Consider the following 22,635-nt stretch of genomic DNA (forward strand, 5'->3'; position numbering starts at 1 on the left):
AATATATATTTTATTTATAGGAAAACCCATGCGTATTTTAAATAAAAAATTTAATTTATTAGTCGTAAGCTTATCGATGGTCATAGTATCAACAGCATCTGCTTCAGGAGTGATTAATTTTACAGGAGAGGTCATCGAGCAAGCTTGTACAGTTGACAGTAAATCACGTACTTTAAATGTTGATCTTGGTCGTGTATCAACGAAAAGTTTATCTTCACAGGGTGAGGTCGCGGGGGTAACTAATTTCATTATTAAGTTAGTAGATTGCCCTAATGATACCAAAGTCACGGTTAATTTTGCTGGAACTCGTGATGCGGTCGACCATAATATTCTTGCATTACACGAAGGTAATGGAATGGCAAAAAATATCGGTATTGCATTATATGAAAAAAATGCGGTTACCCCGATAAAACTGTATGAAGATGCTCAAGAGGTTGCTTTAGATGGAAAGTCAGCAGAGTTAGAATATGTCGCGGCATATAAAGCAACAGGTGTCGCAATAGCTGGCCAAGCAAACAGTAGTGCAGTTTATAGTATTCAGTATCAGTAATAATAATTAGGGTGATTTTAATCATCCTAATTTCCTTTCTATTTTGGCATTTATATGAAAATTTTTTTTGCTATTCTTTTTCTATTTTTTCATTTGGTTTCTTCATCTAGTTTATCTTTAGCTACAGGAATTAGCGTTGGCGGAACTCGTTTTGTTTATATGGATAATAAACGAGAAGTTTCAGTTCCAATATTTAATAGTAATGAAAAAAAACCTTTTTTAATTCAAAGTTGGGTGACGGGGTTTAATGAAAATATTAAAGCGCCATTTATTGCAACTCCTGCTTTATTTCGTATTGAACCGAATAGTTACGGGGCGGCAAGAATTGCATATTTAGGTCAGCCTCTTTCATCTAATCAAGAAAAAATATTTTTATTAAATATAAAGTCAATACCTCCTAAAGATGAGAGTATTGAAAATGAATTGCAAATCATTATCAATTCCCAGTTTAAACTTTTCCTACGTTCAAACGATATTGAACCATTTAATTTGGAAAATGTAATATTAACAAAGGAGCGTGATGGTATAAAAATAAACAATAAGACACCGTATCATTTATCAATTAAAAGCATTTTAATTAATGGGGAATCCATAAAAGGAACAAAAATGGTCTACCCATGGGTAGATGATTATATTTTAAAAAAAAGAATGGATAAGGGGCATGCAGTTACTGTCGAATTTATTAATGACTATGGTGCTATTGTAGAAAAGAAAATAACCAAGAGCTAGTGTATGGGAAAACACCATTTAATTAAAAATTGGTTTTATAGTAAAAAAATCGCTTTTATTAATATTACATTTTTTTCATCCGTTGGATTTTCATCAATCCTCTATGCGAGTGAGGTTTTCGATATCAATGCAATTAATACAGGAATTGAAAATCAGCTATCTGACCCTTCATTATTAAATTATCTATCTAAAACAGAAGGGCAACTTCCCGGTAACTACCAGGTTAATATTTATGTTAATGGAAATAAAATCGCCGACGAATGGATTGAATTTATTTACGATAATGAAGAGGGGAAACTAAAACCTAAGATAAAAAAAGAACAGCTAATTAGTTGGGGTGTAAAACCCTCAATGTTATTAGAAGAAAATGAAATCTCCTCAACCAACAAATTTTTCGATATTAAGCATTCAATTGATGGTAGTGACATTCGCCATGATTTCTTTTCAAACAGATTGAATATTAGCATTCCTCAAATTGCTATGAAAATGGCGAGCAGAGGCTATATTGACGTCACTGAATGGGACGATGGGATCAACGGGATGTTTGTTAACTATTCCGCACGGTTTAACCGAGCTTGGGGAAGGCCAAACAGCCAAAAAAATATTTATGTAGGCCTACGAAATGGAATTAACTGGGGTGCTTGGAGGTTACGTAATCACAGTTATTACAATGATACGAGTGAAAAGGTTATGTTGCATAGCTTGCAAACTTTCTTAGAACGGGATATTCGAGATTTTAAAAGCCATTTAATTATTGGAGAAACTGCGTCTGATAACGGGATCATGGATGCTTTTCAATATCGCGGTATAAAGCTGATGTCTGAAGAAAGCATGTTACCGCAAAGTCGCCGTGGATTTGCTCCAGTAGTTAATGGGGTTGCAAATACCAATGCTGTGGTCACTGTTCATCAAAATGGCCAGATTATTTATCAAACGTCGGTACCTGCTGGTGAGTTTATATTGAATGATCTTTATCCTACGTCGTTCAGTGGAGATTTACAGGTTACGGTCGCTGAAGCAAATGGAACAACAAGAACATTTATCCAACCTTTTTCCAATGCCCCCATTATGCAAAGGGACGGTTCATTAAAATACAGCATTGAACTTGGAAAATATCGGGAAGAAGAAGGAGGGCAACAGCCTTATTTTATTCAATTTTCTGGGATCTATGGTCTGCCAATCAATTTAGCTAATTATGGCAATGTGTCGTTATTAGGTGGCACGCTTATTTCAGAAGATAAACAAGTTTATGTTTTAGGAACTGGACTGAGTTTAGGTTATTTAGGAGGTATTTCACTGGATATGAAATACTCACAAGCACAATGGCAGAAATATGCAAAGATGACTGAGCAAACCTACCGTTTTCAATATATTAAATATATTCAAAATACAGCGACGGGACTGAATTTATCAGCTCAATACGCTTTAGAGCCAGATATAAACCATGCTTTTTTTCAAGCCATTGGCGTTGATCGAATACCCAAGAAACAACGGTTACAGATTGCTTTGAGTCAAGCTTTAGGGAAATGGGGATCTTTAAATATTAATGGATACCAGCAAAAGTATTGGGGGCAGTCAGGCTCCGATAATAACCTTACAGTCAGTTTTGGCTCTCAGTATCAATCTATTAATTACAGCTTTTCCTATTCCCATTCTGAGCAAAATAATCCCCATAGGGTGGATAGGTTGTTTTCCTTTAATTGCAGTATGCCATTTCGTTGGAAAGAAAATGCTTATTGGGGTGTTTATAGCTACAACACGAGCGACAATGCCGGGGGAATAAGTACATTTAGCCTGAATGGCTCAGCCTTCAATTCCAACCAATTACAATATGATATCACTCAACAATATCATCATAAAAATCAACAGCTCAGTCATGGTATTCGTGGTAATTACTTAACCTCTTATGGTGAATTTGGCGCTGGTTGGGATTATGCCTCTGAATATCAAACTACCCATGCTGCGGCGACAGGAGCACTGTTATTTCATCAAGATGGTGTGACTGCTTCACGGGCATTTTCTGATGCCATTGGACTGATTAAAGCCCAAGATATTGGTCATTTGAAAGTGAATAACGTGCCTTCATTGCATACCAATGGGCAAGGGTATGCAGTGGTCCCCATGTTAACGCGCTATGAACGTAATAAAGTGAGCGTGGATACTTCGACGTTAAAGGGTAATGATGATGTGGAATTGAGCTCAGCGACCGTTATTCCCACAAGCGGTGCAATTGTTTTGGTGGATCTTAAAGCGAAGCGTGGTGGGCGAGTGTTATTAAAACTGAAAAAAAATAACCAGTTACTGGGGTTTGGCACCCAAGTTAATATTCTCGCACAGCAGCATATTGTCTCATCGGGCATTGTCGCGAATGAAGGTGAAGTCTACTTAAGTGGTGTTCCTGAGCAGAGCATCGTTCAAGTTAAGTGGGGAGATGTGTATACGCAGCAGTGCAAATTTCCTCTTCAGATTGATTTGAATAATCCAAATATCCAATTTATTGAAGGGACTTGCCAATAAGGAGGCTTATGAAACAGTTTGCTATCTCCGGCACCATCTACGCTATCATGTTGCTGTTCTCACCAAGACTTCTCGCAGATTACCGAGCAGAATTTTCATCTTACACGGTACCTATCTCTCAAGCACTGTATGTCCCCAAAAGTATGCCCGTCAACACACATATTGCGACAATAGAGCTGGGAACTTATACGCCCTGGGTGTGGTGGAATGAGTCGGGGACAACTCGAGTGGGGATTAATTTACCTGGTATATTTGACGACCATTATCAGATTGCTGGGGTCGGTGCTATTAAGGAAATTGGCTTATCAGGTATCGGCTTTGCATTACACGGTTCAGTTAATAGCCCGTGTTCAGCGAGGGGATATGTGAATGGTAAAAATCACCGTGATGGGAATCCAGCGAATCGCTTACTGTGCCCAAGTAGCGAATCAAGTGGTAATTACAGTGTTACCTTGAAAGCGGCATTCTATAAAATCCGTCCTCAAGTGAATACTCAATTATTACAAGCAACTAGTGCTGCGATGTTTATTGTATTTAATAACAAGTTTATTACTCAGGATGTGTTTGGAAATGTTGAGCCAAAAATTTGGTTGTCACCTATCAATGTGATTGCCAATGGGTGTGAAGTTAAAAATCGGGTGATCAATGTCGCGTTTGGTCAGGTGGAAAAGTCAGGTGCAAATGAGGTGGGGGTGACAGTGGCGAATAGCCGTAAACGATTCAAAATTGAGCTTGAATGCGATGAGTCTTCACCAATAAAGATCCATTTTATGGGAACGGCTGACGCCAGTGGGCTAGAAGGAACGATTGCACTCAATAATCCGAATCATCAAGAAACGGCGAAAGGCTTCGGTATTCAAATTAAACACAGAGGAAAGCCGATTAAACTCAATCAAATGATGCAAATTTCCCGTTCCAATAAGGCGCAACACTATATTATTCCGCTAGAAGCGTCCTATATTCAAACGGCAGAGAAAACACGCGGTGGAAAGGCGGATGGAACGCTGCAATTTAATCTGCAATATCATTGAGATGCCAAAATAAAAGGGAGCCTTAGCTCCCTCAATGAATAGAACGCTTACACAATCATTCAACGGCTAAACGATCATTCAACGGCTAAACGATCACTCAACCACTAAAATACGGCAGGTATTGGTGCTGCCGATGGTGCCCATTTGGTCACCTTGTGTCACGATAACTGTATCGCCAACCATTAAATAACCATTGTCTCGTAGACGTGCGATAGCTTCACTTGCTGCTGCAATTCCATCGGTATGTGTGCTACATAATACTGGCGTAACACCACGGTATAGTGAACACTGATTGAGCGTTTTTTCATGGCGAGACATCGCAAAAATCGGCAAACCTGAGCTGATTCGCGACATAATGCGTGCGGTACGACCTGATTCAGTCATCGCAATGATGGCTTTTACACCTTTCAGATGGTTAGCAGCGTACATGGTAGACATTGCGATAGCATCTTCAGAGTTTTCAAACTCTGTATCTAAACGGTGTTTAGAAATATTTAGTCCTGGCATTTTTTCTGCGCCGAAGCAGACTTGCGCCATTGCGGCAACGGTTTCAGCTGGGTATTGCCCTGCTGCTGTTTCTGCCGACAACATCACTGCATCAGTGCCATCTAAGACCGCGTTTGCGACGTCCATCACTTCTGCGCGGGTTGGCATCGGGTTGGTGATCATGGATTCCATCATTTGAGTTGCAGTGATCACCACGCGGTTCAATTGACGGGAACGACGAATTAATTTTTTCTGTACAGCGACTAGTTCAGGGTCACCAATTTCAACCCCTAAGTCACCACGAGCGACCATCACAACGTCGGACTCAAGGATCACTTCGTCCATGATCTCGTCAGTTGCGACTGCTTCAGCACGTTCAACTTTGGCGACGATTTGGCATTCGCAGCCTGCATCACGTGCTAAACGGCGAGCATAAGCCAGATCTTCACCAGAGCGAGGGAAAGAGACAGCTAAGAAATCCACATTGATTTTAGCGGCGGTAATTATGTCGGCTTTGTCTTTTTCTGTCAGCGCCTCTGCGGACAAACCACCACCGAGTTTGTTGATGCCTTTATTGTTGGAAAGTTGCCCACCGACAGTCACTTCGGTGAAGACTTGTAAGCCTTGCACTTCACGAACTTTTAACTGCACGCGACCATCATCCAGTAGGAGAATATCGCCAGGCACTACGTCAGCAGGCAGACCTTTATAGTCGATACCCACTTTATGTTGGTCGCCTTCACCTTTACCTAATGAGGCATCCAGCGTGAATTTATCACCAACATTGAGGAAAACTTTACCGTCTTTAAAAGTAGAAACACGAATTTTCGGACCTTGTAGATCCCCAAGAATAGCGACGTGACGCCCTAATCGAGCCGCAATCTCACGCACTTTATTTGCGCGAGCCATGTGGTCTTCAGGAGTTCCGTGAGAGAAGTTAAGGCGAACAACGTTAGCCCCAGCATTGATAATTTTTTCTAGATTATTATCACGATCGGTTGCTGGGCCAAGGGTTGTAACAATTTTAGTTCTTCTAAGCCGTCTAGACATGTATTACTCCGTGACCTGTAATGGTACAAATATAAGTGAAACCATTTCACTCCATTTCGAAACCTATTTACTGCAAATAGGGGTGCTGACACGAGCACAGCTATTATATACAGCAAATTTCTTAAAGCCATCGGGAGAATAAAAACTCTTTGGAGCCCGGTAGAATTAAGAAACCTCTTTTAACATTGTCATTTTCATCTTTCAGACATTATCAAACCGCGAATCGCGTAATGCTTCTTTGACCCGTTTCAAGTTATCTCTAAATTTTTCACCTCTACGCAAAGTAAATCCAGTGGTTAATACATCAATGACGGCAAGCTGCGCCATTCTGGAGACCATTGGCATGTACATATCCGTATCTTCAGGGACATCAATAATAATGGATAAACTGGCTTCTTTGGCGAGAGGAGAGCCTTCCGAGGTAATTGCGATGACCGTCGCATCATTATGGCGAGCGAGTTGCGCCATATCGACTAAGGCTTTTGTGCGTCCTGTGTGAGAAATCAACACAATCACATCCCCCTCACTACTATTGATGCAGCTCATGCGTTGCATGACAATATCATCAAAGTATATGACTGGAATATTAAAACGGAAAAATTTATTCATCGCATCGTGGGCTACTGCCGCAGAAGCACCAAACCCAAAAAAGCTGATTTTTCGCGCTTGAGTGAGTAAATCAACCGCGCGATTAATGGCATGAGTATCGAGGGTATGTTTGACATTATCTAACCCTGCCATCGCGGACTCGAAAATTTTGTGGGTATAAGTATTGACGGTGTCAGTCTCTTCGATATGGCGATTAACATAAGGCGTGCCATTGGCGAGATTTTGAGCTAGTTTTAATTTAAAGTCAGGAAACCCTTTGGTTTCCATTTTTCGACAAAATCGGTTGACGGTAGGCTCGCTGACATCAGCCAGTTGGGCTAACGCCGCTATACTGAGATGAATAGCACTTTGGGGCATGCCTAAAATGACTTCCGCCACTTTTTTTTCTGATTTACTCAAAAAATCGAGGCTAGTTTTCATTTGTTCTAAAATATTCATATAGCAAAAGTGCCTATTTCAACAAAAGGAGAAATATTTCTGCCATCAGAGTATGGTGGCATTAACATCCGGATATGACTGAAAATATACTACGTGTTGGCTGTAAGCTATCTATCCACTGAGCGTAACTAATGGCTTTTTTACGAAAATATGACCCGTATCTAATTTTCAACTTGGTAAACTCACTACATAAACCGTGATTTTCTAACAAAGCTGGAAGCATTCAGTGATAAAAAATTTTATTGATGTCTGGGTATGCTGTATTTTTCATCATAAAAACTGTGACCAGCGTCATCAATATTTACTGAGCAGTAGCAAACGGGTACATTAGCGGGCAACCGATTGTATTTTTATAAAACGACATTCAGAACCTATCTCATTAGAGTGAATTACTCCCTTATTTTTCTCTGGGCTCTAATCAGATAGTTTCTAAATTCCGCAGATTGAGGAGAACCAACATGGCGGTACATAATGCTGCTCAAGCTTGTGACCTGATTATTTTCGGCACTAAAGGTGACCTAGCACGTCGCAAGTTACTTCCATCACTGTATCAATTGGAAAAAGCAGGTTATATCCATCCAGATACTCGTATTATCGGCGTTGGTCGTGCCCAATGGGAACGGAGCGATTATGTAGAATTTGTGCAAAAAGCATTAAATGACTTTTTGAAAGAAGAGTTAGATCCTGCTTTGTGGGAGCGTTTAAGTGCACGTTTAGATTTCTGCAATTTAGATGTCAGTGAAACAGATAACTTCGTCCGTTTAGCCGATATGCTTAAGCAAGATACCCAACCGGCTATCCACTATTTCGCAATGCCACCAAGCACATTTGGTGAAATGTGTCAGGGACTGGGTCATGCAGGGCTGAATAAGCAACCTAACCGCGTGGTAATGGAAAAGCCATTAGGCACCGATTTAGCCTCATCCCAGCAGATCAACAACGAAGTGGCTAAATATTTCGATGAAAGCCAAGTTTACCGAATTGACCACTATCTGGGTAAAGAAACGGTTTTAAATTTACTGGCACTGCGTTTTGCAAACTCCCTGTTTATCAATAACTGGGATAATCGTACCATTGATCATGTGCAGATCACCGTTGCGGAAGAGGTAGGTATCGAAGGTCGTTGGGGTTACTTTGACCAAGCTGGCCAGATGCGTGATATGGTGCAAAACCATTTACTGCAGATCTTAACGATGATCGCCATGTCACCGCCGGCAGACTTAACCACTGACCGTATTCGTGATGAAAAAGTGAAAGTGCTACGTTCTTTACGTCGTATTGACCACACAAACGTGCGTGAGAAAGCGGTACGCGGTCAATATACCGCGGGCTTTGTGCAAGGTAAGAAAGTACCGGGCTACTTAGAAGAAGAGGGCGCGAATAAGCAGAGCCAAACGGAGTCTTTCGTGGCTTTGCGTGTGGATATTGATGATTGGCGCTGGGCAGGTGTCCCATTCTACCTGCGCACTGGTAAGCGTTTACCTGCAAAATGTTCAGAAGTTGTGGTCTATTTTAAAAAGCCAGCACTGAATATTTTCTCTGAAAGCTACCAAGATTTACCACAAAACAAATTGACCATTCGTTTACAGCCAGATGAAGGGATCGATATTGAAATTATGAACAAGGCGCCGGGCTTGGATCATAAACACCGTTTACAGACCACTAAACTGGACTTGAGTTTCTCCGAAACCTTCAACCAAACGCATCTTGCGGATGCTTACGAGCGTTTATTATTAGAAGCCATGCGCGGTATTCAGGCATTGTTTGTGCGTCGTGATGAGGTGGAAGAAGCATGGAAATGGGTAGATTCTATTATGGAAGCATGGGCAATGGATAACGACGCGCCTAAGCCGTACCAAGCGGGAACCTGGGGGCCAATTGCGTCGGTAGCAATGATTGCTCGTGATGGTCGCTCGTGGAATGAGTTTGAGTAATATTTTATCTTTATAAAATAGAATCATGAAATGGCGGGGAGGCTGAATCCCCGCCATTTTTTTAGCTAATATTTTCTTCTTTATCTTTTTTTATTCTTTCCGCGATAGAAATTTCTGCTAACCACTTCACTTCATGTTGATTAAATACTAACGTTTTTCCACCCTGTTTTAATTCAAATGAAAGCGATGAGTTTGTGATTTTAAGCATCGGATAACTCTTTAATTCATTTATGATTTTGAGGTCGACTAGTTTGATGCTTGAGTGACATATCGTTGGGTTATTTGAGGTTGTTTTTTGTTTTGAAAAACAGGAGGTCAATGGCATTTTAAATCCCTTCATTATGGTGTTATTGAATGAAGAGTCTGCCGTGTATCGTGATATATTTCTTTAATAATGTGATGGTTATCGAGAAGAGTATTCATGATAACCATCGATTTTGTTCAGACTAACGCATTTGTTTAATGGCGCGTTGATTTAATAAAGCACCTTTTCAATTAAAGCACTAATTCACTTCGACCCGTCGCAGCCATATGAATGATACCTTGCTCGATACGCAAACATGCCATTTTGGCTGCATCAGGAACCGATAAGCCGGATAATAATTGAGCAGTAAGCTCAGCACCGAATAGGTCGCCAGTTCCTTTTGGTGTGACAGGGTAACGTTTGTGACGAATAACGGCAACATCCTGTTTAGTGACACAAACCACTTCAATGCTTTCATCATCAGGTTGGAAAGCACTCGTAATAATGACCCACTGAGTGTGGCCTTTGAGCAATGAACGCGCTGCACGGGTGGCATCGTCTAGGTTGTTGATCTCTTGCCCGCTGAGTGTGGAAAGTTCAAATTTGTTCGGGATAATCCCCGTCGCGAGTGGGATGACTTCATGACGATAAACATCGGCAATTGCTGGAGGAATATAAAAGCCACTATCTTCATCTCCCATGACAGGGTCGACAATAACCGGCATTTTAGAGTGTTGCTCACGCACAGAGGCGAGCCAATTTGCAAGGTCGTGAGCTTTATCTGGGGAGCCTAAATAACCCGTTAAAATGGCTTTCACGCTGTTTAAGCTACCGCGCTCAACGAAGCCTTGTAAATAACCGCGAAACCATTCACCGGGTAATTCTCCACCATAACAAGTGGCATAGTGGGGAGTGTTGCTTAGAATAACGGTGGGAACGGCAGCAACGCGTAATCCCTGTTTGGTCAATGCCGGCACAGCGATGCTATTACCCACACTGCCATACACAACTTGTGATTGAATGGAGACGACATCATAAGGTAATGGGGTGGCATCGGCGGCGTTTTGAAAGCTATTTGACGTGAGCGTAAAGGTATCCATGACTCTCTCTTATTGGTGTTCATTATTGCTATTTTTTAACGGATAACACGATAAGAAGCGTGTTGGCGTTGATTGTCAATGGTAACCGAAAAAATTCATATTGAATGGGATGCTAACAGCATAAAAAAGGGTAATAAAAAATTTTTTTGCTTAGATCTTCTAAAAATAAATGCGAGGAAAATAACGGAATTATTCGCAAAATAGACGCTACCACTGTATTACTTAGCATATTAATGAATATTTATGCATAAAGATGAGTGATTTAAAAAACGTTTGCATTCATTGACTTAATAATTTTAGCGTGGTAGAAATAGCTTGAAACTAACAATTATATGAGGGTTCGGAGTAACTTGGATGGATGTCCATCCGATGAAATGAATGAGATATCATGCTTAGCGTGACTAGCATAAAGATCAGTAAGTCCCAAAGAAGATCAACACACAAGCTTTTCCTTTCCGCTATTCTTTCCAGTGAGCATCACTGGTGTGGCGCATTATAGCGTCCTTCTAGATTATTCAATCTGCTGAATAAAATCAGCATTCTTTTGTTTTTATTTGAATTTAAACAGCTTAAAGCTTAACCACTAAGCTAATTGCCTTTCTATCTTGTTCAAAAAACAGGCTATGGCGAAGCTGTATCTAGAGGGATACTATAATGATTTATTGGATATTTTTAGCATTTGCTATCGTGACTGAAGTCATTGGTACATTATCAATGAAACATGCCAGTGTCAGCGGTGATTTCACGGGTATGGCGGTGATGTATGTGATGATTGCGACTTCCTATATTTTACTGGCGGTTGCGGTAAAAAAAGTGGCATTGGGTGTTGCTTATGCCATGTGGGAAGGTGTCGGTGTTCTGTTAATTACGACGTTCAGCGTATTGTGGTTTGGGGAATCGCTGTCACCGATGAAAGTTGGTGGATTAGTTTTCCTGATCACGGGTATTGCTTTGATCAAATCAGGGACCAAAAAAGCGACTGTTAGCCAGTCAGCTCAGAAAGTCAAACAAGCTGCAAAAAACGCGGTTGATTCCGCCAAAGCCCGAGCTTTAGTGACAAATACCGCTAAATCGGAGGTGTAATATGGCCAGTCAATTTGAGTGGTGGCATGCGGCATTTTTGATCCTCGCAGTGGTACTGGAAATTCTTGCCAACGTATTTTTAAAAATGTCGGATGGTTTTAGACGTTATTGGTTAGGGATTTTGTCTCTCGTCGCTGTATTAGGGGCATTTAGTGCATTGGCGCAGGCAGTGAAGGGAATCGAACTGTCAGTGGCTTATGCATTATGGGGAGCATTCGGTTTAATCGCTACAGTCGCTGCCGGCTGGATCCTGTTTAATCAACGCCTAAACTATAAAGGCTGGAGTGGGTTAGTATTGCTGCTTATCGGTATGGTGCTGATTAAAATGTCGTAACGGATAATTTGCTCAACAAAGGCATACTGTTAACGAAGTCATTAGGTATATTTAATTATATTCAGCCTAATGACTTCACTTAATTTTCCTCTCTTTAATTTAATACACTTAGTAACCGTACATTTATAGAATATTACACTTCAAACAAACGTATAACATTCCACGATCAATCAATTATTTTATTTCAATTTTATAGTTATATTGGATTTATATAGAGAATGATGGATTGTATATTTTGCGGAAAATTCTTAAAATCAGAATATATTTTAATTCAACTTATTCAATAATTAATTAAAATTGAATAATAAAATAAAAAATTATTATATTTCAAATGGATAGTTGTGATTTAAAGAGTGTTGTTCGTTGTGTTAATCATCGTTCTATTTAATTTCAATTTTTGATTTTGATAATATATTTAATCCTTCTTAAGTGATACTATTCTCTCTGATTTAAAAATGGGTGGTTTCAATTGAATTTCATGGTGAGAATTGATAATTAATTTAAATTCTCATAATAACAAAATTATGCGAAAAATATTATGAAGTTAAATAAATTAAGTCTGGCAGTAGCTGTTGGAATTTCATTATTAACGTTTCAAGGATATTCTGCGAATAATAAGCTCGAAATTGAGAAAAAGATTGATATCGGTCTTGGTTCTGGTGTTGATTCTGAAGATCTTTCGATTTCAGGCGACGGAAAGGTTATTGCGGGAAATAAACGCTCTAAAAATGAATTCGGAGGAGGTGTTTTCCGTTGGTCACAAGATAAAGGCGTTATTTATTTAGGTACGCTACGAGCTGATAACAGCGGTCACGCGTCAACCAATGGTGTTTCAAAGGATGGTTCTACGATTATTGGTTATTCGAGTACAGATGATGGGCGAGGAAGTGCATATATCTGGACTGAAAGTGGCGGAATGGAAGGCTTAGGTAGTTTACGTACGGATGGTATTAACGGTTCGTATGCCCAAGCCGTTTCTGATGATGGGAAGGTAGTTACTGGGCAAGCGTCAGTGGACGATAAGCGCTCTGTCGCGTTTATCTGGACTCGAGAGTCAGGTATGGTCGGGCTGGGAACATTAAAAGGCGATAATACAGGAACTTCCGATCCTAATGGATTATCCGCTGATGGTTCAACTGTGGTGGGCGATGCAAGTACCCATTCAGGAAATACGCATGCTTTCAGATGGCGTAAAGAAACGGGCATGACTGACTTGGGGATACTAACGTCGGATAATTCAGGAATTTCATCAGCAAATGGCGTATCTGCTAATGGTTCAGTCGTCGTGGGTTCTTCTGATACAGACAGTGGGGATGGTCATGCTTTCCGTTGGACTGAAAAAACAGGAATGGTGGGTTTAGGCACGTTACGCGCCGATAACTCTGGGCATTCAGGTGCTGACTATGTATCCAGAGATGGCTCCGTTGTTGTTGGGGATTCTGATTCTGATTATGACAGCAATTCCACAATGGCATTCCGTTGGACGGAAAAAGAAGGTATGAAAGGTCTGGGAACATTAAAGTCAGACAATTCAGGTCATTCAGAAGCTTATGATCTCTCAAGTGATGGTTCAGTGATTGTTGGGGAGTCGTATACGGATTCTAATCAATATATGCAGGCTTTCCGCTGGACTGAAGCAACCGGTATGGTGAATTTGGGCACATTGCAATCCGATAACCTTGGTAATGCAACGGCGTATTCGGTATCGGATGATGGCTTGGTGGTAGCTGGAACTTCAATCACAGACAGTGGTGAAAGCCATGCTGTTTTGTGGAAAATTAAAGGTACACCAACAAAACCAGTCGACCCAACTAAGCCAATCGACCCGACCAAACCGACGATTGTGACGGTAGATGCGACCAATAGCAGCCGCGCAATGTCTCGTACCGCGAGTCGTGGATTTGAAGTGCTCGATCTCTACCAGAATAGCTTAGAGACACTCAGCTCAAGTCGCTGTCAATTAGGGCAGGACGACTACTGTGTCGGGCTATTTACTCAATATGACACCGTATCAAGCAACCATCGCGTGGCTACGGGACTGAATGGAACACTGCGTTTACCAGCAGAAAACTGGACTGTTGGTGTGGCGATGAACTTTGCCAATAACACAACACTCACTAGCAATTATGATACTCGTGGTAGCAATCATCCTGCGGTGGGCGGTTATATTCGCTATCAAGAAAACCGTAATAATGAAGGTCTCTATGCAGATTTGTCGGCATCATACCTGAGCCAAGGCTTAGTGATCACGCGTGATACCTTGCAAAATACGGAAGGTGGGGAAGGCAACGCGACTATCAAAGGCTATCAAGCACGCTTAAGTGCAGGTTACGGAATTTCCGTTGCACCTCAGACTCAATTGCTACCTGAAGTGGCATTGACCTATAAAGATATTAATCGCAGTGGGTATTCTGAAGCGAAAAAAGCGGAATTTGCTGCGCAATATGGGCGTATGGGCAACAAGCGTACAGATATCGACCTTGGTATTCGAGTGGATCACCATTTCAATGACGTAGTCACGTTAGATGGAAAAGTGGGTAGCGCATTTAAATTGAATAGCGACCGTGATGCGTTTACTGGGTATATACCGTACATCGGCGCTTATGCCTATGATAAAGGCTCAGAGAAAAGTGTTACGCCATATGTGACAGCAGGGGTTAATGTGAATGTAACGAAAAACTCCACATTACGCGCCGATGCAGGATGGCAAAAAACGGATTATAACCATGATGGTGTTCAAGCAGGGTTAAGCTATTCGTACCATTGGTGATAAATAAGCTCAAAATAAATAAGTAAAAAAAGAGGGCATTTAGCCCTCTTTCTTCAAGTCTTAATCAAGCTTCAAATATTTATCAAATACATCAATCAATCGCCGCAACGATTTTGATCTCAACTTTATATTCTGGTTTCATCAGAGCCGCTTGCACCGTGCAACGAACAGGCGCGCTACCCGCAACAACCCATGCATCCCACGCTTGGTTCATGCCAGCAAAATCCGCTTTATCGGCAAGGAAGATAGTCGCATCTAAAATTTTACTTTTATCAGAACCTACTCGGCCTAACATAACATCAATAGCGGCTAAGGTATCTGCGGTTTGAATAATAATGTCGCCATCCAGTTTTTCTGGGACGCTAGTGTAATAGACCACGTTATTGTGGATAACAGCTTCAGACCAACGGGTATCTGGGTCAATGCGTTCAATAGTCATAATTGTTCCTTATTATCAATGCTGACCAAGGATATCAGTTTGCTACTATGATGAAAATCAGTTCATTGATGAAACGATAATTAGCTCAGCAGCCATCTTGAACTCATGGTAAAGTGTGCCTATCAACGGTAAGCAATATAGGTTCGTAGTGTCTAACGACTTTTCAGCAGATGGCTTTCTAGCAAAAACAATTCCCGGTTTCCAACCTCGCGCTGCGCAGGTCACCATGTCTGACGCGGTCACTCAATCCATTGAACAGCAGCATGTGCTGGTGGCTGAAGCGGGGACAGGAACAGGAAAAACCTACGCGTACCTCGTCCCTGCATTACGTAGCGGCAAAAAAGTGATTGTCTCTACGGGGTCGAAAGCCCTGCAAGACCAACTCTATCACCGCGACCTACCTACGATTATCGATGCGATGAACTACAGGGGTAAAACGGCGCTTCTAAAAGGTCGCTCAAATTATCTGTGTCTTGAACGGTTAGATCAGCAATCCCTCGGCGGAGGTAGTCTTGAACCTGAGATCCTTGCTGCGGTTGTGAGATTACGCAGTTGGTCCATTGAATCAGAACTGGGGGATACCAGTACCTGCCATGATATTGCTGAAGATAGCCCCGTTTGGCCGTTAGTCACTAGCACCAACGATAACTGTTTAGGCAGTGATTGCCCCCGCTATCAAGAGTGCTTTGTACTCAAAGCACGTCGTAAAGCCCTTGATGCAGATGTAGTGGTCGTTAACCACCATCTTTTTATGGCAGACAGGGTAGTGAAAGATACCGGTTTTGGGGAATTAATCCCTCAAGCGGATGTGATGATCTTCGATGAAGCCCATCAAATCCCTGATATTGCAAGCCAATATTTTGGTCAGCAACTCAGTAGCCGGCAGCTGTTAGATTTAGCTCGCGATATGATAATGACGTATCGGACAGAGCTAAAAGACCAAGCCCAACTGCAAAAAAGTGCCGATAGGCTGACGCAAAGTACACTGGATTTTCGCCTTAACTTAGGGGAAAACAGCTTTAGAGGGAATTTACGGGAATTATTGAAGTTATCTGAGGTTCAACGGGCGCTAACGTTACTGGATGATGCACTGGAACTTTGTTATGAAGTTATCAAAACGTCATTAGGGCGTTCCCAAAGTTTGGATTCTATTTTCGAGCGCGTGACGATTTACCGCAACCGTCTTAACCGCTTAAAGGATGTCACCATTCCGGGTTATAGTTACTGGTTTGAGAGCTACGGACGTCACTTTTTATTAGCCTTAACGCCACTCACTGTGGCTGATAAATTCAGTGAAATGATTGCGAGTACACCAGCTAGTTGGGTATTCACGTCAGCAACCCTTTCTGTTAACGAAAAATTGAGCCACTTTACTGACCGTTTAGGGCTCAGCTTTGCGAAAACGTTATTGCTCGCGAGCCCGTTTGATTATGAAAGCCAAACCTTGCTGTGTGTACCCCGCTTTCTACCGGAACCTAATCAACGGGGTAGCGCTCAAAAGCTTGCCAGTATGTTGCGCCCGTTAATTGAAAAAAACCGAGGTCGCTGCTTCTTTTTATGTACCTCTCATTTAATGATGAGGGAGCTAGCCGAAGAGTTTAAAGCGTCGCTGACATTGCCTGTTCTTATGCAGGGGGAAAGCAGTAAAAATAAATTGTTGGCACAGTTTATTGCGGCAGGAAATGCCGTTTTGGTCGCTACAAGCAGTTTCTGGGAAGGGGTCGATGTCCGAGGCGATGAACTGACCTGCGTGATCATCGATAAACTCCCGTTTACTGCGCCGGATGACCCGCTATTACGGGCTAGGATTGAAGACTGCGAACTCCGAGGTGGAGACCCATTTGCCGACGTTCAATTACCCGATGCTGTCATCACATTAAAGCAAGGGGTTGGACGCTTGATCCGCGACACAAAAGATTACGGTGTAATTGTGATTTGTGACAATCGACTCGTGACACGCCCTTATGGAGAGGTGTTTCTGCGAAGCTTGCCCCCTTCACCACGTACGCGAGATCTGAATAAAGCGATTGAATTTTTGGCAACAAAGCGCGCGGAAGCGATTGAGAAACACTAATTTTATGCAATCCTGTGGGCGGTTTATGTTAAGATACCGCCCATCTTTCAGGTTGCCGTCATAAGGCGACAACAAAAAACCTAATATTTGCCGGAGTTTAGGCATGTCGAGTCGTATTCTAGCTGTTGATACAGCCACTGAAGCTTGTTCTGTCGCATTACTGTGCGACGGTGAAATTATTTCGCGTTTTGCCATCTCTCCTCGCGAACATACTCAAAAAGTATTACCGATGGTGGAAGAGGTACTGACGCAAGCGGGCATTAAACTAAATCAATTGGATGCATTAGCATTTGGACGTGGACCGGGTAGTTTTACTGGGGTTCGAATTGGTGTGGGTATTGCTCAAGGCTTAGCTCTGGGTGCCGATTTACCCATGGTCGGTGTTTCCTCGCTGATGACGCTGGCACAAGGGGTATATCGAACAACGAATAGTTCCCGCGTGTTGGTGGCGATTGATGCACGCATGTCAGAAATATATTGCGCTCAATATCAACGTGATGAACGCGGTTTTTGGTTAGGTGAAGACACTGAAGCTGTGATGCTCCCCGCTGATTTCAAAGCAAAATTTACCGAAGTACAATTTACCGAAGTACAATTTACCGAAGTACAATTTACCGAAGTGCAAGAGCAGTGGAGTTATGCTGGAACGGGTTGGGCTGCCTATCCTGAATTATTAGAAGGCTCATCCTTAAATGACAGTTTAATCACACTACCTGCCGCACAAGATATGCTACCCATTGCAGAGCAACTGTGGCTGGCAGGGAAAGTGACAGCGGTCGAAAATGTCGAACCGACTTATTTGCGTAATGAAGTGACTTGGAAAAAATTACCAGGTCGCGAATAACCCGATTGCGAATAAATAGAATTGACATCATTTTGTCGAATGAAATAAATAGCTATCAGAGTAAAACCGATAGCTATTTTTTTAATCTAAGATATAGAATCGGTGTTTAATTGAGCTATTATTGAATAAATAAGCGTTAATAAAAATTGGATTGCACATATAATGTGATCAGGAATACCAGTAGTTTTAATACGCACTATCTCACTTTATAATGACTGCTAATTGGAGGTGGTAAATGAAAATTCAATTTAGCTACCGCTCAGCAATGAAAACGGTGTTACTTGCGGGCATATTAGCGTTGGCAGGTTGTGTATCTATCCCTCAGTCTATTAAAGGGTCGGTACCTAATCCTGCAGATAATCTTAAGTCGGTACAAAATGCGCCGGAGATGTATATTGGCCAAGAAGCGCGTTTTGGCGGTAAAGTGCTGTCTGTCTTTAATGAGCCGAAAAAAACGCGGATTGAGATAGCCGTCATGACGTTAAATAAATATGACGCTGCCCCTGAATTAAACTCTCCGTCTCTTGGTCGTATCTATGCTTATATCAACGGATTTGTTGAGCCAAGTGATTTTCAAAACCGCTATGTCACTGTTGTGGGTAACATAACTGGGGAACAAGCTGGGAAAATTGGAGAGGTACCTTATCAGTATGTGACAATGAATGTCACTGGCTTCCAACGTTGGAGTATTGCACAAAGCGTGATGATGCCACCGCCTGCAGGTCCATGGGGTTACGGTTATTATGGCTCCCCATATTACTATAATCACCCTTGGGGATGGGGCTATGGATACCCAGTGGGACCAGCTCAAGTGCAGACGTATTTAACGGAAGATTAAGCCGTAGTATTATTTTACTAAAAATCCTAGTTAAGCTAGGATTTTTTTTATAAAAATCTGAGCGGAAGTGGACTATTAACTGCTTAATTCTCCAAAAGTTCCTGTCAACGGTGTATAATTACGGGTTATAAACAGATTATAGTTCTGATGAATTAATCATAAGTAGAATAGGGCGGCATTGACCGCCTTATTTTTATCTCGAAGGAATGAAATTTATTTAGTGATATAGCTCTCAACCTTAACATTGTCTAATTTTCAAACTGGTACAATGAGTTAATAATTTGTTAAAGGGTTGTGTAAAGTAATAACTCACTAAATTCAGGAGTAACATTTTGGAAAAAATCTGGCTAAAAAACTATCCTGCTGATGTACCTGAAGAAATAAGTCCTGATGACTTCGCGTCATTAGCAGAGTTACTTGAAAATGCCGTTTCTCAATATGCGGATCAGCCTGCGTTCATTAATATGGGCGCTGTGATGACCTACCGTAAACTTGAAGAGAGAAGCCGTGCATTTGCCGCATACCTACAAAATGGATTAGGTCTTAAAAAAGGTGACCGAGTTGCTTTAATGATGCCAAACTTGCTGCAGTATCCTATTGCGCTGTTTGGGATCTTACGTGCAGGTATGGTGGCGGTTAATGTTAACCCACTGTACACCCCTCGAGAGTTAGAGCATCAGTTAAATGATAGCGGGACGACAGCGATTGTCATCGTTTCTAACTTTGCGCATACGTTAGAGAAAATCGTTTTTAATACCAAAGTTAAACACGTTATTTTAACCCGCTTAGGGGATCAGCTACCGCGCCCGAAAGCCACAATTGTGGATTTTGTGGTGAAATATGTAAAACGGTTGGTTCCAAAATACAATTTACCGGATGCCATTTCGTTTCGTCGCGCCATGCATCAAGGTTATCGAATGCAATATATTAAGCCGAATATTAGTGGCGAAGATTTAGCATTCTTACAATATACCGGTGGCACGACTGGGGTAGCCAAAGGTGCGATGTTAACGCATCGGAATATGCTAGCTAATATTGCCCAAGCTAGAGCCGCTTATGGGCCTGTTTTACATTTTGGTCATGAATATGTGGTAACGGCACTGCCGCTTTATCACGTCTTTGCGCTTACCGTAAACTGCTTATTGTTTATTAGTGTGGGGGGAGTGAATCTGCTTATCACCAACCCGCGAGATGTGCCAGATACGGTAAAACAATTATCCCGCTATCCATTTACATCGATCACGGGTGTTAACACACTCTTTAATGCATGGTTGCAAAACCCTGAGTTTCAGAAGCTTGATTTTTCCCGTTTAAGGCTGTCTGTTGGAGGCGGAATGCCTGTCCATAAAGCGGTTGCTCAGAAGTGGCAAGCGCTAACTGGGCGGCATTTACTTGAAGGTTATGGCTTAACGGAATGTTCGCCATTAGTTTCTGGTAACCCATATAATTTAACAGCTTATAGTGGTAGTATCGGGATACCTGTTCCATCAACTGATGTGAAGTTTTTAGATGATGATGGGTATGAAGTTCCTCATGGTACTCCTGGGGAAATGTGGGTAAAAGGCCCGCAGGTGATGAAAGGGTATTGGAATCGCCCTGATGCGACCAGTGAAACTATCGTCGATGGTTGGTTAGCCACTGGCGATATCGCCGAAATAGATGACGAAGGCTATATTCGTATTGTTGATCGCAAAAAAGATATGATTATTGTCTCTGGTTTTAATGTCTACCCGAATGAAATCGAAGATGTCATCTCCATGCATCCTGATGTTATCGAATGTGCTGCAATTGGGGTGCCAAGCGAAAATACTGGGGAAGCCGTGAAGGTTTTTGTAGTCACCAAAAATTCAGCATTGACTGCTGCAGACCTAAAAACATTTTGCCGTCGTTCATTAACGGCGTATAAAGTACCGAAAATTTTTGAGTTTCGCGATGAGCTACCGAAATCTAATGTAGGAAAAATTCTGCGAAAAGAATTACGGGCCGAAGAGCAGCAAGCACGAGAAAAATCACCGTCATAGCGAGTAAGCGATGAATAGCTAATTAGGCGATGAATTAACAAAAGCAATGTGTGTAACGCCGGTTTTTACCGGCGTTACTGTGTCAATCAGATACACTTAACCAAATTATAATAAAGAGAAACTTGTTTTGAATTACCGTTTAGTCACAACAGATAGCGAATTAGCCCAAATCTGCCAAGAGGCCAGTGATGCGCCGTGGTTAGCATTAGATACTGAGTTTGTTCGCACTAGAACCTATTACCCACAGCTGGGTTTATTGCAGTTGTATGATGGAAAGCAGGTTTCACTGATTGATCCGTTATTAATGACGGATTTTAGCCCATTTAAGGCGCTGTTAACCAATCCAAACCAATTGAAATTTTTACATGCAGGCAGTGAAGATTTAGAAGTGTTTATACATGATTTTGGTTGCGTGCCAGAGCCGATGATAGATACCCAGGTAGTTGCTGCATTTTTAGGTTATCCAATTTCTTGTGGTTTTGCTACGTTAGTGGCGGAACATCTGGGTGTCGAGTTAGATAAAAGCGAATCGCGAACAGACTGGCTTGCCCGTCCTTTAAGTTCGAAGCAGTGTGATTATGCGATGGCGGATGTGCTTTATTTACTGCCGCTGGCTAAAATTCTGATGGAAAAAGTGACGGAAGCAGGTTATTTAGCGGATGCCCAAGATGAGTGCCAGCGTGTGGTTGCTCGTCGTCAAAAAACAGTCAAACCGGAAAAAGCCTACTTAAATATCACCAATGCGTGGCAATTACGTGATGAACAGCTTGCTTGCTTACAGCTGCTGGCGGCATGGCGTTTGGATCAAGCAAAAGCGCGGGATATGGCGATCAATTTCGTGATTAAAGAAGAAAATCTGTGGAAAGTGGCGCGCTATTTACCGAGTTCTTTAGGTGAGTTGGATGCCCTTGGTTTATCTGGACAAGAAATTCGTTGCCATGGTCGTCGTTTATTAAGTATTGTCGAAGAAGCGAAGAAACTGGATGCCAGCCAGTATCCAGCACCGGTTGCGAATATTACTGAGCAGAGCCAATACAAAAGTATTTTTAAAGAGATCAAAGGGGTGGTGAAAGAGATCGCCGAGAATGAAAAATTCAACCCAGAGTTATTAGCCTCTCGTCGACAAATTAACCAGTTATTAGCGGTACATTGGGGGCTAAAAGAGAAATCCTGTCAGCCTGAACTGCTTGCTGGTTGGCGAGGCCGGTTACTGGAGGCCCCATTAACCCAATTACTTAGCCAAGCGTAATCATAATAAAGGCGCAAAATAGCGATAATTTTGCGCCTTTATGCCATTCTCAACGTGTTTTTTTCTTGTGTATTTTGTTACTCATTTCAATAAGTTTTATTCTCATCCCGCCAATATTCAATATTTATTCTTCTTTAAATAATAAAGATTATTATTTAGCACCAATCTAAAAATAACACCGATATTTAATCTTAATGGCATTATTTAATGCATTTCAATTCTGTAATCACTCTTAAAAAATAGCCAATATAAGTAAAAATAGAACTTAAAATAACCCATTACAGCGATGATTAAC

General features: G+C 41.7%; 18 protein-coding genes. 13 read left to right on the forward strand and 5 right to left on the reverse strand.

Features of this window, described 5'->3' with window-relative positions:
* The first annotated feature begins 28 nt into the window (after window positions 1-28).
* The 4 genes from LDO51_RS15280 to LDO51_RS19790 are packed head-to-tail and all read left to right on the forward strand — an operon-like array spanning window position 29 to window position 4,827.
* Window positions 29-550 (forward strand): fimbrial protein, encoded by a 522-nt coding sequence (locus LDO51_RS15280; protein WP_225575242.1) that lies wholly within the window; start codon window positions 29-31, stop codon window positions 548-550.
* Between the two features lie 54 nt (window positions 551-604).
* A complete protein-coding gene (locus LDO51_RS15285) occupies window positions 605-1,279 on the forward strand; it encodes a fimbrial biogenesis chaperone (RefSeq protein ID WP_225575243.1) in 675 nt (224 codons plus the stop codon).
* 3 nt (window positions 1,280-1,282) lie between these two features.
* Entirely contained in the window at window positions 1,283-3,796 is a 2,514-nt protein-coding gene (locus tag LDO51_RS15290; RefSeq protein WP_225575244.1) for a fimbria/pilus outer membrane usher protein, read from the forward strand.
* Between the two features lie 8 nt (window positions 3,797-3,804).
* Complete coding sequence (locus LDO51_RS19790) at window positions 3,805-4,827, forward strand: fimbrial protein (RefSeq protein WP_225575245.1); 1,023 nt, start codon at window positions 3,805-3,807, stop codon at window positions 4,825-4,827.
* 93 nt (window positions 4,828-4,920) lie between these two features.
* On the opposite strand, the gene pyk is transcribed toward LDO51_RS19790, so the two are convergent.
* Both pyk and LDO51_RS15305 read right to left on the reverse strand, forming a co-directional pair.
* Window positions 4,921-6,363, reverse strand: a complete 1,443-nt coding sequence (pyk, locus tag LDO51_RS15300; protein ID WP_225575246.1) for a pyruvate kinase — start codon at window positions 6,361-6,363, stop codon at window positions 4,921-4,923.
* A gap of 201 nt (window positions 6,364-6,564) precedes the next feature.
* Window positions 6,565-7,410: a MurR/RpiR family transcriptional regulator gene (locus LDO51_RS15305; RefSeq protein ID WP_224061010.1), complete on the reverse strand. Its 846-nt coding sequence runs from the start codon at window positions 7,408-7,410 to the stop codon at window positions 6,565-6,567.
* A gap of 458 nt (window positions 7,411-7,868) precedes the next feature.
* On the opposite strand from LDO51_RS15305, the gene zwf reads away from it, so the two are divergent.
* A complete protein-coding gene (gene zwf, locus LDO51_RS15310; RefSeq protein ID WP_225575247.1) occupies window positions 7,869-9,344 on the forward strand; it encodes a glucose-6-phosphate dehydrogenase in 1,476 nt (491 codons plus the stop codon).
* A gap of 61 nt (window positions 9,345-9,405) precedes the next feature.
* Here the strand turns inward: zwf and LDO51_RS15315 are convergent, their stop codons facing one another.
* Together LDO51_RS15315 and pdxK are read right to left on the reverse strand one after the other, a co-directional pair.
* Complete coding sequence (locus LDO51_RS15315; protein WP_225575248.1) at window positions 9,406-9,669, reverse strand: hypothetical protein; 264 nt, start codon at window positions 9,667-9,669, stop codon at window positions 9,406-9,408.
* Between the two features lie 170 nt (window positions 9,670-9,839).
* On the reverse strand, window positions 9,840-10,688 hold the full coding sequence (gene pdxK, locus LDO51_RS15320) for a pyridoxine/pyridoxal/pyridoxamine kinase (RefSeq protein ID WP_225575249.1): 849 nt from the start codon (window positions 10,686-10,688) through the stop codon (window positions 9,840-9,842).
* A gap of 654 nt (window positions 10,689-11,342) precedes the next feature.
* Here pdxK and mdtJ point away from each other — a divergent pair.
* The 3 genes from mdtJ to LDO51_RS15335 all read left to right on the forward strand — a co-directional run bounded on the left by mdtJ (window position 11,343) and on the right by LDO51_RS15335 (window position 14,875).
* Window positions 11,343-11,771: a multidrug/spermidine efflux SMR transporter subunit MdtJ gene (mdtJ, locus tag LDO51_RS15325; protein ID WP_225575250.1), complete on the forward strand. Its 429-nt coding sequence runs from the start codon at window positions 11,343-11,345 to the stop codon at window positions 11,769-11,771.
* Between the two features lies 1 nt (window position 11,772).
* Window positions 11,773-12,105: a multidrug/spermidine efflux SMR transporter subunit MdtI gene (gene mdtI, locus LDO51_RS15330; RefSeq protein WP_225575251.1), complete on the forward strand. Its 333-nt coding sequence runs from the start codon at window positions 11,773-11,775 to the stop codon at window positions 12,103-12,105.
* Window positions 12,106-12,643: 538 nt separating this feature from the next.
* Window positions 12,644-14,875 (forward strand): autotransporter domain-containing protein, encoded by a 2,232-nt coding sequence (locus tag LDO51_RS15335; RefSeq protein ID WP_225575252.1) that lies wholly within the window; start codon window positions 12,644-12,646, stop codon window positions 14,873-14,875.
* 91 nt (window positions 14,876-14,966) lie between these two features.
* Here LDO51_RS15335 and LDO51_RS15340 read toward each other — a convergent pair whose 3' ends face one another.
* The gene (locus LDO51_RS15340; RefSeq protein WP_036948225.1) at window positions 14,967-15,314 is read right to left on the reverse strand and encodes a RidA family protein; all 348 of its coding nucleotides are present in this window, start codon (window positions 15,312-15,314) and stop codon (window positions 14,967-14,969) included.
* A gap of 148 nt (window positions 15,315-15,462) precedes the next feature.
* Here LDO51_RS15340 and LDO51_RS15345 point away from each other — a divergent pair, with 148 nt between their 5' ends.
* The 5 genes from LDO51_RS15345 (at window position 15,463) to rnd (ending at window position 22,340) form a co-directional block, all read left to right on the forward strand.
* Window positions 15,463-17,388, forward strand: coding sequence for an ATP-dependent DNA helicase (locus LDO51_RS15345; RefSeq protein ID WP_225575253.1), 1,926 nt, complete (start codon window positions 15,463-15,465; stop codon window positions 17,386-17,388).
* A gap of 103 nt (window positions 17,389-17,491) precedes the next feature.
* Entirely contained in the window at window positions 17,492-18,232 is a 741-nt protein-coding gene (gene tsaB, locus LDO51_RS15350; protein WP_225575254.1) for a tRNA (adenosine(37)-N6)-threonylcarbamoyltransferase complex dimerization subunit type 1 TsaB, read from the forward strand.
* A gap of 235 nt (window positions 18,233-18,467) precedes the next feature.
* Window positions 18,468-19,070 carry a Slp family lipoprotein gene (locus LDO51_RS15355; RefSeq protein WP_225575255.1) on the forward strand — a complete coding sequence of 201 codons (603 nt, stop codon included), beginning with the start codon at window positions 18,468-18,470 and terminating at the stop codon, window positions 19,068-19,070.
* A 332-nt stretch (window positions 19,071-19,402) separates the two neighbouring features.
* Window positions 19,403-21,091: a long-chain-fatty-acid--CoA ligase FadD gene (gene fadD, locus LDO51_RS15360; protein ID WP_225575256.1), complete on the forward strand. Its 1,689-nt coding sequence runs from the start codon at window positions 19,403-19,405 to the stop codon at window positions 21,089-21,091.
* A gap of 127 nt (window positions 21,092-21,218) precedes the next feature.
* Complete coding sequence (gene rnd / locus LDO51_RS15365) at window positions 21,219-22,340, forward strand: ribonuclease D (RefSeq protein ID WP_225575257.1); 1,122 nt, start codon at window positions 21,219-21,221, stop codon at window positions 22,338-22,340.
* Window positions 22,341-22,635 lie beyond the last annotated feature (295 nt).

Origin of the sequence: Providencia alcalifaciens, assembly GCF_020271745.1 — a bacterium.
Classification (GTDB): Bacteria; Pseudomonadota; Gammaproteobacteria; order Enterobacterales; family Enterobacteriaceae; genus Providencia; species Providencia alcalifaciens_B.

What these genes read in the sequence shown, in the direction of transcription:
- LDO51_RS15280 (WP_225575242.1), top strand. Translation starts at nt 29, where the DNA reads ATGCGTATTTTAAATAAAAAATTTAATTTATTAGTCGTAAGCTTATCG.
- LDO51_RS15285 (WP_225575243.1), top strand. Translation starts at nt 605, where the DNA reads ATGAAAATTTTTTTTGCTATTCTTTTTCTATTTTTTCATTTGGTTTCT.
- LDO51_RS15290 (WP_225575244.1), top strand. Translation starts at nt 1,283, where the DNA reads ATGGGAAAACACCATTTAATTAAAAATTGGTTTTATAGTAAAAAAATC.
- LDO51_RS19790 (WP_225575245.1), top strand. Translation starts at nt 3,805, where the DNA reads ATGAAACAGTTTGCTATCTCCGGCACCATCTACGCTATCATGTTGCTG.
- pyk (WP_225575246.1), bottom strand. Translation starts at nt 6,363, where the DNA reads ATGTCTAGACGGCTTAGAAGAACTAAAATTGTTACAACCCTTGGCCCA.
- LDO51_RS15305 (WP_224061010.1), bottom strand. Translation starts at nt 7,410, where the DNA reads ATGAATATTTTAGAACAAATGAAAACTAGCCTCGATTTTTTGAGTAAA.
- zwf (WP_225575247.1), top strand. Translation starts at nt 7,869, where the DNA reads ATGGCGGTACATAATGCTGCTCAAGCTTGTGACCTGATTATTTTCGGC.
- LDO51_RS15315 (WP_225575248.1), bottom strand. Translation starts at nt 9,669, where the DNA reads ATGCCATTGACCTCCTGTTTTTCAAAACAAAAAACAACCTCAAATAAC.
- pdxK (WP_225575249.1), bottom strand. Translation starts at nt 10,688, where the DNA reads ATGGATACCTTTACGCTCACGTCAAATAGCTTTCAAAACGCCGCCGAT.
- mdtJ (WP_225575250.1), top strand. Translation starts at nt 11,343, where the DNA reads ATGATTTATTGGATATTTTTAGCATTTGCTATCGTGACTGAAGTCATT.
- mdtI (WP_225575251.1), top strand. Translation starts at nt 11,773, where the DNA reads ATGGCCAGTCAATTTGAGTGGTGGCATGCGGCATTTTTGATCCTCGCA.
- LDO51_RS15335 (WP_225575252.1), top strand. Translation starts at nt 12,644, where the DNA reads ATGAAGTTAAATAAATTAAGTCTGGCAGTAGCTGTTGGAATTTCATTA.
- LDO51_RS15340 (WP_036948225.1), bottom strand. Translation starts at nt 15,314, where the DNA reads ATGACTATTGAACGCATTGACCCAGATACCCGTTGGTCTGAAGCTGTT.
- tsaB (WP_225575254.1), top strand. Translation starts at nt 17,492, where the DNA reads ATGTCGAGTCGTATTCTAGCTGTTGATACAGCCACTGAAGCTTGTTCT.
- LDO51_RS15355 (WP_225575255.1), top strand. Translation starts at nt 18,468, where the DNA reads ATGAAAATTCAATTTAGCTACCGCTCAGCAATGAAAACGGTGTTACTT.